This window comes from Kitasatospora sp. MBT63, assembly GCF_000710465.2.
Taxonomy (GTDB): Bacteria; Actinomycetota; Actinomycetes; order Streptomycetales; family Streptomycetaceae; genus Kitasatospora.
On the sequence record NZ_JAIZ01000044.1, the window covers coordinates 1 to 13,742 of the forward strand.

Genomic DNA, 13,742 nt, shown 5'->3' on the forward strand with positions numbered 1-13,742 from the left:
CGGCCCTCCTGCGCGTCGGGCGCGGCCGCCGCGGCCTCCTCGCGCCCGCGCTGCCGGGCCGCCTCGTCCCACCAGCCGAGCAGCCGCTCGGGCAGCTGGCGGCGCAGCCGGCCGGGGAGGTCGGCCAGGTCCAGTGCGGCGGCCCCGCAGAGCGGGCAGTCCGTCAGGTGAGCGGCCCCGGCGGGGTCGGGGGCGGGCCGGCCGGGTCCCGTGGGCAGCGCGGTCAGGGCCGCCGTGCAGGCCGGGCGGTGGGCCACCGCCCGGCGGTGCAGGGCGGTGAAGGTGCTGCGGAGTCCGGCGAGCGCCCGGTCGGTGAGGTCACCGACCTGGTCGGGGTGGAGGCCGGTGATCGGGGCGGTGGCCCGCGGGTCCTCCTGCTCCACCACGCCGTGCCACAGGACGGTCTGCCAGGGGAGGGGGAGGATCCGGTACGCCTCGGTCAGCCGGTCGCTCCCGTCCAGCGGCCAGGCGCCGCCGGCCGCGGCCCAGCTGCGGAACCCCTCGGTGAGCGGGACCGCGTCCGGCTCCCGCCGCCACTCCTGGAGGGTGGCGGTCCGGGCGGTGGCGAGCAGCCGGACCCGCCACGGGCCGGCGCCGGGGTCGCCCCGGCGGACCGTCTGCCCGGCCCGGGTGAAGGTGAGTCCGGTCAGCCGGTCGGCCGTCGGAGGGTCCGCGACGCAGGTGCCGAGGTAGCCGCGGACGGCGGCCCGGTGGCGTTCGACGAGCTGCTGGTAGGCGGCGTCCCGGCCGTAGCCGGCCTCGCGGAGCAGGTCGGGGTCGGGTACGGCGGCGGGCCCCGGCCGGTCGGCGGGGCGCAGCAACGGTCGGTTCAGGCGGATCATGGCGGCTGTCCTCGGGCGGCTGGGCTCGGCAGGGGCGGCGGGACCGGCGTAGGCCCGTTGCCTGTGCAGGAGCACCGTGTGCCCCCGGACGTCCCGCTGCTTTGCCGAGTCTTTACCCGGGGATGTCGTTCGGCCGCCCGGCGGGGTCCCGGCCCGCGGCCAGCTCCAGCGGCGCGGTGGTGATGCCGAAGACCTGCCGCAGTGCCCGCCCGGCCGCGTGCAGTCCGGACATCCCGTGCACTCCGGGGCCCGGCGGGGCGGCGGCCGAGCACAGGTACAGGCCGGGCAGCGGTGTCGCGTACGGGTCCAGCGCGGGTACCGGGCGCAGCAGGGTCTGGCGCAGCGTCATGGCGCCCGCGCCGATGTCGCCGCCGACGTAGTTGGCGTTGTGGGTGGCCAGGTCGGCGGCGGTGGTGGTGCGGTGGGCGAGCACCAGGTCGCGGAAGCCGGGCGCGAAGCGCTCCACCTGGGCGGTCACCGTCCCGGCGAGGTCGGCCGTCGACCCGTGCGGCACGTGGGCGTAGCTGTACAGGGTGTGGTGTCCGGCGGGGGCGCGGCTGTCGTCGACCACGCCGGGCTGGACGGTCAGCACGTAGGGGTGCTCGGCGTGCCGGCCGGCGGCGATCTCGCGTTCGGCGGCGAGGGTCTGGGCCCTGGTGCCGGACAGGTGCAGGGTGCCGGCCCGGGCGCAGTCGGGGTCGCGCCAGGGGACCGGGCCGGCCAGCGCGAAGTCGACCCGGCAGACGCCCGCGCCGTAGCGGTAGCCGCGCAGCCGGCGGGCGTAGCGGTCGGGCAGCCGGCGTCCGGCGATCCGCAGCAGGCCGGCGGGGGAGGTGTCCAGCAGGACGGCGCGGGCGAGCGGGAGGTCGGTGAGGGCGCCGACCGGGTGGCCGGTGACGATCCGTCCGCCGCGCCGGGTGAGTTCGGCGGTCATCGCGTCCGTCACGGCCTGGCTGCCGCCGCGCGGGACGGGCCAGCCGACGGCGTGCGCGAGGGTGCCCAGCAGCAGGGCGGCCCCGGCGGGGGCGAGTTCGCGCGGCGGGCGCACGGCGTGGGCGGCGACCCCGGCGAGCAGCGCCCGGGCGGTCCCGCCGCGCAGCCGCGCCGACCAGGCGGGGGTGCCGAGCTCGGCGGTCCGCAGGGCCAGGCGCAGGGCGGTGAGCGGGTCGGCGGGCGGTCGGCGCCCGTCCGCCAGGACCGTGTCGACCAGCCCCTGCCAGCGTTCGACCAGCGGTCCGAACAGGGCCCGCCAGGCGGCGCCGTCCCGGCCGAGGCCGGCCGCGGTGCGGTCCAGGTCGCGCCAGGCCAGGCCGGCGGGGCCGTCGTCCAGGGGCTGGGCGTACGCGATCTCGGGCTGGAGCAGCTCGACCCGGCGGGCCAGTCCGAAGGCGCGGAAGAACGGTGAGGCGAGCGCCATCGGGTGGGCCACCGAGCACAGGTCGTGCCGGAAGCCCGGCAGGGTGGTCTCGGCGGTCCGGGCGCCGCCTCCGGCGGTGTCGGCGGCCTCGTGCACCTCGACCCGAAGTCCGGCGCCGGCCAGGACCAGCGCCGCCGCCAGGCCGTTCGGGCCGGACCCCACCACGACGGCGTCGACCTCGCCGTTGGACCGGTCACCGATCATGCCCGCCACCTCCGTGATCATGATGTCGGGCCCACTGTCTCAGGTCTGACGGACCGTCGCCGGGACGGGGGCGGCGTGCGCCGTCGCGGTGGCGCGGAAACGGCGGTAGGCCGCGAGGTCGAACCGTCCCGCGGACGGCGCGAGGACGGTGGCGGCGGACAGCGCGACCGCGTCGGGGAGCATCGCGGGCCAGCCGGCGCCGCCGAGCAGTCCGGCGGCGATGGCGGCCACCGCGGAGTCGCCCGCGCCGGTCGGGTTGCCGGTGACGACGACGGGCGGGGCGCACTGCCAGGCGCCCTCCTCGGAGAGCGCGTACAGCCCGCCCGGGCCGAGCGAGGCGACCACGGTACGGGCGCCGCGGGCCCGCAGCCCGGCCGCCGCGGCGGGGACGTCGGCCAGGCCGGTGGCCGCCCGCAGCTCGGCGGCGTTGGGCTTGACCACGGTCGGCCCGGCGGCCAGGGCGGCGGTCAGCGCGGGGCCGTCGGCGTCCAGGACGGTCGGTACGCCGTGCCGCCGGGCGAGGGCGACCAGGTCGGCGTAGGCGTCCTCGGGCATCCCGGGCGGCAGGCTGCCGGACAGCACCAGGACACCGGCCGCCGACAGCCGGGTGTCCACCTCGCGGCGCAGCGCCGTCCACTCGGCGCCGGTGATCCGGGGGCCGGGTTCGTTCAGCAGGGTGGCGTCCGCCGGGTCGACCACGGCGACGGTCCGCCGGGTGCCGTCGGCGACCGGTACCGCCGCGAACGGGATCCCGGCCGCCGTCAGCCCGTCCCCGACGGCCGTGCCGGTCGGTCCGCCGAGCGGCAGCACGGTGAGCGTGGCGCGGCCGAGCGCGGTCAGCACCCGGGCGACGTTCACGCCCTTGCCGCCGGCCTGGGCGGCGACCTCCGACACCCGGTGGCTGGTGTGGGGCCGGAGCGCGGGGACGGTGTAGGTGAGGTCGAGGGCAGGGTTGGGCGTGACGATCAGGATCACGACTGCTGGCTCCCCAGTGACGTTTCATGCGCGATGCATGGCGGTTTCGCGCACATTCAATCACCTACTTGAGAAGTCGCGACAGCCTCCGGTCGGCCAGCATCCGCCCGCCGGTCTGGCAGGTCGGGCAGTACTGCAGCGAGGAGTCGGCGAAGTTGACGGACCGCACGGTGTCCCCGCAGCGCGGGCAGCGCTCCCCGGCCCGCCCGTGCACGGCGAGGCCCGCCTTCTTCTCCGCCTTCAGCCCGTCCGCCCCCGCCACCGTCCGCGCCCGCTCCAGCGCCCCGCTCAGCACCTCCCGGATCCCCGCGTACAGCCGGCCCAGCTGCTCCCCGTCCAGCGAGGCGGCCAGCGCGTACGGGGACAGCCTGGCCGCGTGCAGGATCTCGTCCGAGTACGCGTTGCCGATGCCGGCCAGCACCGCCTGATCGGTCAGCAGCGTCTTCAGCCGCTTGCGGACGCCCGAGGTCAGCCCGGCCAGCATCTCGGCCGTGAACTCCCCGCCCAGCGGATCCACCCCCAGCCGGGCCACCCCCGGCACGGCCAGCGGATCCGTCACCACGTACGCGGCCAGCCGCTTGGTGGTGCCCTGCTCGGTCACCTCGAAGCCCGAACCGTCGTCCAGCACCAGCCGCAGCGCGAGCGGCCCGCGCCGGGACGGCGGGCGGTCCGGGAACGACCCGCGGTGCCGGATCCAGCCCGCCCGGGCCAGGTGCAGCACCAGGTGCAGACCGTCCGCCGTCGCCAGGTCGAGGAACTTGCCGTGCCGCCCCACGCCGGTGACGGCCTGTCCGTGCAGCGCGTGGGCGGGCGGGTCGAAGGTCTTCAGCACCTGCACCGAGAGGACGTCCATCCGGGTGAGGGTGCGGCCGGCGCAGTCCGCGGTCATGCGCTCGGCCAGGGCTTGGACTTCGGGCAGCTCCGGCACACCGCCAGTCTCGCCCGCCACCGGACCGGCGGCCACCGCGGCCCCGGGGGGGACGTATCGGACACCCGGGGGCGGCCGGGTAGGGTACCGCCGTCACAGTGACACTCAAGTGGAGGACAGCCAGATGGACATCGACACGGCCAAGGCGGTCTTCGCCCGGTTCGACATCGACGGTGACGGACACATCTCCCCGGAGGAGTACTCCAAGGTCATGGCGGAGATGGGCGACCCCTACATCACCGTGCCCAAGGCCCAGGCGCTCATCAGCGACGCCGACACCAGCCGGGACGGCCTGCTGTCCTTCGACGAGTTCTGGGCGATCCAGGCTCGCTGACGACGCGCGGCGCGGCCCCGGCACCGGCCACGGCACCGGGGCCCGCACCGCCGCCCTCCCGACCCCCGGCCTTCCGCCCCCGGCTTCCCGACCCCTTGCCTTCCCCTCACCCGGAAGGAGCGGCGTGCCCGCTCAGACCGTCCCGCTCGTGGTGCTCGCCTCCGCCGTCCTGCACGCCGTGTGGAACGCGCTCGCCCACGGGGTCCGGGACAAACTGGCCGGGTTCGCCCTGATGAACACCGCCTTCCTGGGCTGCGGCGCGGCGCTCGCCTGCCTCACCCCCGTGCCGGACCCGGCCGCCTGGCCGTACATCGCCGCCTCCGCCGCCCTCCAGGTCGGCTACCAGCTGCTGCTGCTCCAGGCCTACCGGCTCGGCGACTTCGGCCAGATGTACCCGATCGCCCGCGGCACCTCGCCGCTGGTGGTCGCGCTGCTCGCCGCCACCGTGCTCGGCCCGGGCCTGCCCGCGGCCAGACTCGCCGGCGTGCTCGTCATCTCGCTCGGCCTGGCCGGACTCGCCCTCGCGGGCGGCCTCCCCGGCCGTGCCCAGCTCCCCGCACTGGCCGCCGCGGTCGGCACCGGTGTGATGATCGCCGGCTACACCGTCGTCGACGGCACCGGCGTCCGAGCCTCCGGCGCCCCGTCCGGGTACATCGCGTGGATGTTCCTCACCCAGGGCGCGGCGATGCTGGCCGTCGCCACCGCCCTGCGGGGACGCGCCCTGGCCGGCCAGCTCCGCACCGGCTGGCGCAGCGGCCTGGCGGGCGGTCTGATGTCCCTCACCGCCTACGGCCTGGTCGTCTGGGCCCAGGCCCAGCCCGGCAGCGACCTCGCCACCGTCGCGGCCCTGCGCGAGACCAGCATCGTGATCGCCGCGATCATCGGCGCACTCGTCCTCCACGAAGGCCTCGGCCGCATCCGCCTGGCCGCCAGCGCCACCGTCCTCGCCGGCATCGCGGTCCTCGAACTCACCCACGGCTGACCCCGCCCGGGGGCGTAAGGCGCAGTCCCGGCCCCCTCTGCGTCGGCGGTGCGGCGGGTCGCCTTCGGGGGAGCCGGGGGCACGTCCCGGCCTCCCCGGTCGATTGTCAGTGCGGGTCGTTACGTTCTGTGCCAGCCGGAGGAAACCGCAGCTGGGAGGCAGCGCCGTGGGGTGGGTTACAGCGGGCGACTACGAGATCGCCCTTGACTCCGACCGGAAGGTCGTGTGCCGCAACGCGGCCGGGCGGCAGCTGAAATCGGTGCCGGGGAAGCTCAAGGACGATCCCGCGCTGAGCCGTCTGCGGCGGCTCGCCGAGTGGCTGGAGGGCCACGAGGAGGAGTGCCTGCGCACGGTCGAGCGGTGGATGATCCGTTCGCTGCCGGTGCCCGCCGCCGTGCTCGCGGCCGTCTGGCCGGACCCCGCCTGGCAGTCGGTGCTGCGCGATCTGGTGGTCACCGACGCGCAGGGCGGCACGGCCGGCTTCCTGCGCGGCGCCGACCGGGACCGCGGCGTCGGCGTGGTGGACCTGGACGGCGACACCGTCCGGCTGTCCGGCGCCGAGGTGCTGATCCCGCATCCGGCGCTGCTGGAGGACCTGGCGGACCTGCGGGAGTTCGCGGTGGAGCTCGGTGTCGCCCAGCGGGTGCAGCAGCTGCACCGCGAGGTGTGGCCGCGTCCGGCCGGCCCGGCCGCGAAGGCCGTCGAGTGCGACACGTACGCGGGCGCCCGGTACGGGGAGTTGCGCGAGCTGGTCGGCCGCTGTGCGCGGCTGGGGTACCGGGTCCGCGGCGGGTCCGCCGTGGTGTCGGTGGTGGAGGGCGGCCGGCTGCTGGAGGCCCGGGTCTGGGTGGGGGACTACTACGAGTACGACGAGTGCGAGACGGGCCCGTTGAGCTGGGCCGGTCCGGACGGCCGTCAGGTGCCGTTGCGGGAGGTCGGGCCGGTGGCCTGGTCGGAGGGGATGCGGATGGCCGCCGCGCTGCACGCCGGCCGCACGGTCGAGGGGGAGGAGTCGGCATGAGCGCCGAGCGGACGATGGATCAGGATCAGGATCAGGACACCGCCCAGGACGGTCGGCGGCTGCTCGACGCGGGCGCCGTACTACCCCTCGGCACGGTGTCCGGCACCGGCGGCCCCGACAGCGCCGCGGACGTCCTGACGGCCCGTGGCTACCGCCATCCGGTGCTGGACGACCGCCTGGTGGTCCGGCTGGTCCCGGGGCTGCTCGGCGGCGCCGAGGACGCGGCACTGGAGTTCCTCGGCCTGACCGCCGACGCGCCGCCCGTCGAGGTGGGGCAGGTCCGGCGGGAGGCGCTCGGCTTCCCCGCGTGGGCCCTGGTCAACGACCCGGCCAACGGTCACCACGCGCTGGCCGTGGTCAAGGAGATGGAGCGGCCGTCCCGGCAGGTGGCCGCCAAGCCGAAGGCCGCCAAGGAGGGTTTCGAGGAGCTGGCCGACCGCCTCGGGCGGGCCGTGCCGCACTTCCTGCCGACGTACTGCGAGCAGGTCGCCCGGATCTTCCTGGCCCAGGGCAACCAGGCGTACGCCGGGACGTGGTTCGGCCGCGCCCGCGAGGCGGAACGCACCTTCGGCCTGGAGATCGACGAGGAGCGGCTGCGCGCGGTCTTCCTGGAGTTCGCGCTGGCCGGCGCGCTGACCGTCAAGGCGCTGCGCCAGTACGTCAAGGACCTGGCGGCCCGGCTCGGCGGTCCGACGGCGTGGCAGCGCTTCCGTCGGCTGTGCGCCGAGCGGTCGGCCGCCGGGATGGCACCGTACGCGGGCCTGGCCGAGGACGCCCGCACGCTGATCAGGGCGGCCGGGCTGGACCAGGCGCAGGAGGAGCAGTCGCTGCTCGCCGAGCTGATCGCCGCGCCGGCGATCGGCCGCGCGCCGGGCGCGTTCTGGAAGGCCTCCCGGTCCGCGCTGACCGGGCTGGCCCGGCGCGAGGAGACCGTCCGGCTGCGGCTGCTGGAGATCCTGCCCGCCGCCGCCGACCACGCGTTCGACGAGGTCTGGCTGCACCTGCTGGCCGAGAGCGGCGCCGAGGAACTGCTGACGGACCCGCGGGTACGGCTCGACGAACCGGCCGCCCGCTGGCTGGAGCGCTGGACCGCCCACCTCAACCGCGGCTGGCAGACCCGCGAGGCCTCGCTGCCGACGCTGGAGCTGGCCGCCAGGATGGCCGGCCGGCTGCGGGCGGAGGGCGAGCCCGTCGCCGTGTACGGCACCGGGCACCCGCACGCCACCCAGCTCAGCCTGCTCGACCTGCTGCTCGCCGGGCAGGTCCCGGTCGCCGACCCGCCCGCCCGGCTCGACCTGTCGCTGGCCGGCTGGCTGGCGCACGGCGCGGCCGGCCGCCGGGACCTGGCGGCGGTCGCCTCCGACGAGCGGTACCGTCCGCTGCTCAAGGCGGCCGTCCCCGGCGCCTGGAGCGGTCCAGGCGCGAACGGTCTGCCGGTGCTGCGCGAGCTGTTCGCCGAGTGGGCCGACGACCGGGCCGCCGAGTTGCACACGGCCACCGGTCTGGCCGGCGCGGACGAGCTGCTGCGCCTGCTCGGCACCGTGCGCGGCGGCGTCCGCGAGGTCAACCCGGCGGCCGCCGAACGGATCGCGGCCCTGGACGTCCCCGCCCTGCTGGCCCGGACCCTGCGCGCCGGCATACTGGACGAGCTCGGCTGGCCCGCCCTGGAGGAGGCGCTGGGCCGCCTGGGCTTCGACGCGCCGCCGCCGGGCAGCACCCTCGGCACGGTCCGCCGCGACGGGCTGCAGGTCGACGAGGCCTGGCCGGCGCTGATCCTGCACCGCGGCCGCAAGGCCGTCGTGGTCGGCCCCGAGGGCGTCCTGCTGGAGCACGACCTGCGGGTGCCGAAGGCCACCAGCCACTGGGGGCAGCCCCGGCTGCGGTTCGTCGACGGCGAGCTGCTGGTGATCTGGTACGAGGACGGCGAGCAGCGCGCCTACTGGTCCGGCAGCCCCGAGCGGGTGTTCCGGCTGACCGGCGCCTGGGCGGTCGGCTACCAGCCGTTCCACCACGACCCGCCCGCCTCGGTCCCGCTGCCGGGCGGCGGCCGGGCCACCGGCGGCCGCGTCCTGCACCCGGGCGACACCGAACTCCCCGGCAGCCAGCAGGTGCTGGGCGACGGCACCGGCCACTGGGTGCGGTCCACCGCCGGCGGGTACACGCTCGTCGAGTACGACCCGGCCACCGGCCACCACGGGCGGGCCGGCACCCCGCCGCGGCTGGCCGGCGGCGAGGGCGCGCTCGACCATGAGCACTCCCGCCTGCTGCCGCTGGTCCCCGGCCTGGCCGGCAGCCCGCTCGGCACCGACGGCACTGTGCTCGGCGGCTGGATCCGCACCCACGGCGGCCGGATGACGGCCTACGGACCCGACGGCCGCACCGCCGTGCTGCCCGTCGACGGCGACCGCCGTCCGCTCGGCCGGATCGAGCTGCCCGGCGGCGCGGCACTGACCCTCGCCCGCCGCGAGCGCGGCCTGGTCCTGCTGCCCGGCGACGGCACCGGGGCCCGCACCGAGGCGCTCGCCGACCTCACCCCCCTGCAGAACCCGGGCACGGCCGCCGCCGGTACCCCGCTGGTGCTGCCGGTCGACCACTGGCACGTGCTGCGGCCGCGCGACGCGGAAGGCTCCGCACTGCTGCGTGCACTGACCGGCCGTCAGGCGGCCGAACTGTTCGACGCGGCCTGGCCGGTCGACGGTCCCCAGGACACCCCGCCCGCCCAGGCCGAGCACCTGACGGTCCGCGGCGTGCGGCGGCGGCTGGCCGGGCAGCGGGCCCGCGCCGCGGTCCCGGTCGGGGCGGTCGCCGCGGTGCTGCCCGCACTGGCCCACCCGCTGCTGGCCGCCGGGGTCGCCGGCCAGGCCAAGGCGGCCGTCGAACTCGCCGTCCGCGCCGCCCGTTTCGCCCCGCGCCCGCCCTCCGCCGAGGCGGGCGGCCGGGCCCCCGGCTCCGTACCCGCCCACCAGCCGCAGCACGGGAGCGACGCGCAGCTGCGGGCGGCCGTCGGAGCCGTCCTCGGCAACTACTCCGACCTGGGCTCCGACCGCGGCGGGAGCACCGAACCGCGCTGGCGCGTGCTGAACGGCCTGCGCGCCGTCACCACGCTGCTCACCGCCGGCCCGCCGGCCGGGTCGTCCGCCTGGCGGGACGGCTGGACCAGGGACGACCGGGCGCTGAGCCTGCCCGGCGGCCCCGAGTACCAGGGCTGGATCCACCTGCTCGGCCGCACCGCGCAGTTCGCGGTCGGCGCGGCCTCCGCCGCCACCGGGGAGGCCGAGCGGGCCACCCTGGCCCTGCTGCTGGACGAGCTGGCCGGCGGCTGGCTCGCCGACCGCGGCCCCGAACTGCGAGTGGCGCGGCTGGTCGAGAAGCTCCCGCCGAAGGGCAACGACACCACCCGGCTCCGGGCCGGCCAGGTGCTCCGCAGGGGCGCGCGCACCGTACTGATCGTCGGCGGCCAGCACCACCAGCAGTCCGCGGACGAGCGGCACTGGCGGGCCCTCGACCACGACCCGTCCGGTGCCTTCACCGCCGTCGCCGACCTCGGCCTGGCCGGGGACCAGCGGGTGGTGGACGAGCTGTCCGGCGCCTGGGTGGCGGCCTTCACGGCACTGCTGCGCGAGCGCGGGCCGGTCGCCTGGGACCAGACCCTCGCCGAGCGGTTCGACGCCGCGACCGGGGTCGGCCGCTCCCGCGCCGCCCTGATCGTCGGCGCCCCCGGCGGCCTGCTCGGCTGGTCCTGGGACGAGAAGGAGACCGCCGGCCGCCTGGCCCTGCTCGGGCTCACCCCCGCGCAGGCCCGGCTCGCCGGTCCCTGGGTGCGCGAGCTCCACCGGCCGCTGCTGGAGTCGATCCGCGCCGCGCTGCTGCCCGCCGACCCCGCCGGACTGTGGAGCGCCGGACCGGCGGTCGGCCCGGCCGCCGAGCAGTGGCTGGCCCGGCGCGGCCGGCTCACCACCCTCTCCGAGGAGGCGCAGGCCGCACTGACGACCGTGCCGGTCAAGGCGGTCGAGGCGGTGCTCAACTGGTCCGCCACCCCGTGGATCGCCCGCACCACCGGCCAGCGGATCCGTACCGTCGACGGCGCCCCGGTGCTGGTCGCCGAGCAGCCGCGCGCACTTCCCGACGGCCGGCGGCTCGCCGAAGCCGTCGACGCGCTGCACCGGCTCGCCCACCACCTGCCGTACGGCGACCCGCTGCGCCCGCTGCTGCCCGAGGCCCTGGCCGCCCTGCGGCAGCGGCTGGCCGACCCCGGCCTGCTGCTGGCCGCCGACGCCGCCCCCCGGGTGTGGAACCGGACGCTCGCCGCGCAGCTGAGGGAGACCGCCGGGCTGCCCGAGCACGGCGGGGCCGGCGCCGACGGCCTGGTCGCGGTCGGCGAGGCCCTGGTGCTCGCCCCGGACGCCCGCGGCGAGCTGCCGTACCTGCGGACCGCCGCCCTGACCGGCCCGGACGACCCGCAGCTGAACCTGCTCGAGGGCCTGTCCGCCGGCTACTTCCCCGACCAGGTCCTGCCCGCGCTGCGCGCCCTGCTCGGCGACGCGATGGAACGGCTGGTCACCGACGGCTGCGCCGTCGACGAACCGCCGGGCCACCCGCAGGACCCGCAGCGCAGCGCCCCCGGACTGGTCGCGGAGGCGGCCGGGGCGTACGGCCTCGGTGACGACGCCGCCGCGCTCTACCTGCAGATCCTCGCCCTGCCCGACCCGACCGACCGCAACATCGCCCGCTGGACCGGCTGGAAGCCCGCCCGGCTGAAGCGGGCCCGGGCCGAACTGGCCGCCACCGACCTGGTCCTGGAGGCCAAGCGGGCCAGGGCCGGGCGGACCCTGTTCCTGCCCGGCGGCTGGCAGGAGTCCAAGGCCCCCGGCCTGCCCGTGGAGACCTGGAAGGCCGGCCTCTACCCGATCCAGGCCGGCCGGCCGGTCGTCCCGCCGCTGCCCGCCCCCGAGCTGTTCGCCCGGGCCTGGCAGCGGATCGCCGACGGCGACCACCCCGGCTACGAGCAGCTGCGCACCACCACCACCCGTTCGAAGGGACCCCGATGACCAGCACCAGCCTCCCGGACCGTCAGGTCGTCCCGCCCGAGCAGCGGTACGCCGCCGAGCTGGAGTTCCTCGCCGGGTACGACGACGGCCCGCGCCCGCCCGGCTGGCGGCTCACCCCGCGGGCCGTGGTCACCTTCGTGCTCGGCAGCGGCGGGGAGAAGCTCAAGCAGGGCCGGCGCGGCCTGCTGATCGAGCCGAAGTTCGTCGGCGACCGGGCCCTGGTCGAGCGCTGCGTGGTGACCCTCGCCGGCGAGCGCGGCCTGCTGCTGGTCGGCGAGCCCGGCACCGCCAAGTCGATGCTCTCCGAGCTGCTGGCCGCCGCCGTCTGCGGCAGCAGCGCGCTCACCGTCCAGGGCACCGCCGGCACCACCGAGGACCAGCTCAAGTACGGCTGGAACTACGCCCTGCTGCTGGCCAAGGGCCCCAGCCGGGAGGCCCTGGTGCCGTCGCCGGTGCTGACCGCGATGACCACCGGCGCGGTCGCCCGGGTCGAGGAGGTCACCCGCTGCCTGCCCGAGGTGCAGGACGCGCTGGTCTCGCTGCTGTCCGAGCGGCGGATCGCGGTGCCCGAGCTGGCCGGCAGCGCCGACGCCCAGCTGCACGCGGCGCCGGGCTTCACCCTGATCGCCACCGCCAACCTGCGGGACAAGGGCGTCTCCGAGATGTCCGCCGCCCTCAAGCGGCGCTTCAACTTCGAGACGGTCGGACCGATCGGTGACCTCGCCGCCGAGATCGAGCTGGTCCGCCGCCAGTCCACCGCCGCCGTGGCCCGGGCCGGCGCGGCCTACGGCGTCGACGACACCGTGCTGGAGGCCCTGGTCACCGCCTTCCGCGACCTGCGCACCGGACGCTCGGTCGAGGGCTGGGACGTGGAGCGGCCGTCCACCGTGATGAGCACCGCCGAGGCGGTGTCGGTGGCGACCTCGCTCGGTGTCTCGGCCGCGTACCTGGACGCCGGCGGCGACCCCCTCGGCGGGCTGCCCGGCCAGCTGATCGGCGTGGTCCGCAAGGACGACCCGGGCGACGCGGCCCGGCTGCTCGGCTACTGGGACGGTCCGGTGCGCCGCCGCGCCGAGCAGGGCGCCGCGACCTGGCGCACCCTGTGGGACCTGCGCCCGGTACTGGAGGGCTGACCGCGGTGACCACCGACGTCCGCCCGCAGGTGGCGGCCGAGGCCGACCGCCTCGCCGCCGCCGGCCTGGGCGCCCCGGGACCGTACCTGGTCGGGGTGCGCCACCACGCGCCCTCGATCGCCGCCGTGCTGCCCGACCTGCTCGACGCGGCCCGGCCCGAGGTGCTGCTGGTCGAGCTGCCCGCCGAGTTCCAGCCCTGGCTCGGCCTGCTGGCGGACGAGCGGACCTGCGCCCCGGTCGCCCTGGCCGCCGCCGGGCCCGAACCGGACGGCACCGGCCCGGCGTTCTACCCGTTCGCCGACTTCTCGCCCGAGCTGGCCGCACTGCGCTGGGCCCGCACCCACGGTGTTCCCGCCGTCGCCTGCGACCTGCCGCTGGCCGAACGGGCCGAGCACCGCCGGGCCGCCGGCCCCGAGACGCCCGGCCTGGCCGAGGCCCTGCGTACGCGGCTCACCGGCCGCCCCGGCGAGGACCTGTGGGACCGCCTGGTCGAGGCGCCCGCCCCCGGCAGCACACCGGAGGCGGTGCGCCGCGCCGCGCTGCTGGTCGGCTGGGCGCTGCGGGCGGACGCCGAGCGTTCCGGCGGTGTCGACCCGGTGGACCTGCGCCGGGAGGAGTGGATGCGCGAGCGGATCCGGCAGGCGGGCGCCGACGGTCGCCGGGTCGCCGCCGTGGTCGGCGCCTTCCACGCCCCCGCACTGCTGCAGCCCGAGCCTGAGTACGGGCCCGAGCCCGGGCCTGGCCCTGGGTCGCCCGGCGATGGTCACCCGACGCAAAGCGGGCCGGCGGCCGGGCGGACCCCGACGGCGGGGCGGCCGGACCTCGCGCCGACCGGGCCCTCCCACCCCGCCCTGTCGG

The 13,742-nt window shown here is 77.4% G+C and carries 9 protein-coding genes and 1 pseudogene; 6 read left to right on the plus strand and 4 right to left on the minus strand.

From position 1 onward, the window contains the following. The 4 genes and pseudogenes from AA75_RS02975 to AA75_RS02990 all read right to left on the minus strand — a co-directional run. Positions 1–842: pseudogene (locus tag AA75_RS02975) on the minus strand (sigma-70 family RNA polymerase sigma factor); the annotation flags it as partial. 112 nt (positions 843–954) lie between these two features. Further along, positions 955–2,463 (minus strand): NAD(P)/FAD-dependent oxidoreductase, encoded by a 1,509-nt coding sequence (locus AA75_RS02980; protein ID WP_051811706.1) that lies wholly within the window; start codon positions 2,461–2,463, stop codon positions 955–957. A 39-nt stretch (positions 2,464–2,502) separates the two neighbouring features. Then, a complete protein-coding gene (locus AA75_RS02985; RefSeq protein WP_051811703.1) occupies positions 2,503–3,438 on the minus strand; it encodes a 1-phosphofructokinase family hexose kinase in 936 nt (311 codons plus the stop codon). Between the two features lie 64 nt (positions 3,439–3,502). Then, positions 3,503–4,366 (minus strand): Fpg/Nei family DNA glycosylase, encoded by an 864-nt coding sequence (locus tag AA75_RS02990; RefSeq protein ID WP_033818129.1) that lies wholly within the window; start codon positions 4,364–4,366, stop codon positions 3,503–3,505. 124 nt (positions 4,367–4,490) lie between these two features. On the opposite strand from AA75_RS02990, the gene AA75_RS02995 reads away from it, so the two are divergent. From AA75_RS02995 to AA75_RS03020, 6 genes are all read left to right on the plus strand, one after another. Then, positions 4,491–4,700 carry an EF-hand domain-containing protein gene (locus tag AA75_RS02995; protein ID WP_033818122.1) on the plus strand — a complete coding sequence of 70 codons (210 nt, stop codon included), beginning with the start codon at positions 4,491–4,493 and terminating at the stop codon, positions 4,698–4,700. Positions 4,701–4,824: 124 nt separating this feature from the next. After that, positions 4,825–5,682, plus strand: coding sequence for an EamA family transporter (locus AA75_RS03000; RefSeq protein ID WP_033818123.1), 858 nt, complete (start codon positions 4,825–4,827; stop codon positions 5,680–5,682). 166 nt (positions 5,683–5,848) lie between these two features. Continuing rightward, a complete protein-coding gene (locus AA75_RS03005; RefSeq protein ID WP_033818124.1) occupies positions 5,849–6,703 on the plus strand; it encodes a DUF4132 domain-containing protein in 855 nt (284 codons plus the stop codon). Then, positions 6,700–11,751 (plus strand): hypothetical protein, encoded by a 5,052-nt coding sequence (locus AA75_RS03010; RefSeq protein ID WP_051811705.1) that lies wholly within the window; start codon positions 6,700–6,702, stop codon positions 11,749–11,751. The genes AA75_RS03005 and AA75_RS03010 overlap by 4 nt, the downstream gene beginning before the upstream one ends. Continuing rightward, positions 11,748–12,884, plus strand: coding sequence for an AAA family ATPase (locus AA75_RS03015; RefSeq protein ID WP_033818125.1), 1,137 nt, complete (start codon positions 11,748–11,750; stop codon positions 12,882–12,884). The genes AA75_RS03010 and AA75_RS03015 overlap by 4 nt, the downstream gene beginning before the upstream one ends. A gap of 29 nt (positions 12,885–12,913) precedes the next feature. Next, the coding region (locus tag AA75_RS03020; protein WP_233288899.1) for a DUF5682 family protein at positions 12,914–13,742 on the plus strand (829 nt) is incomplete at its 3' end.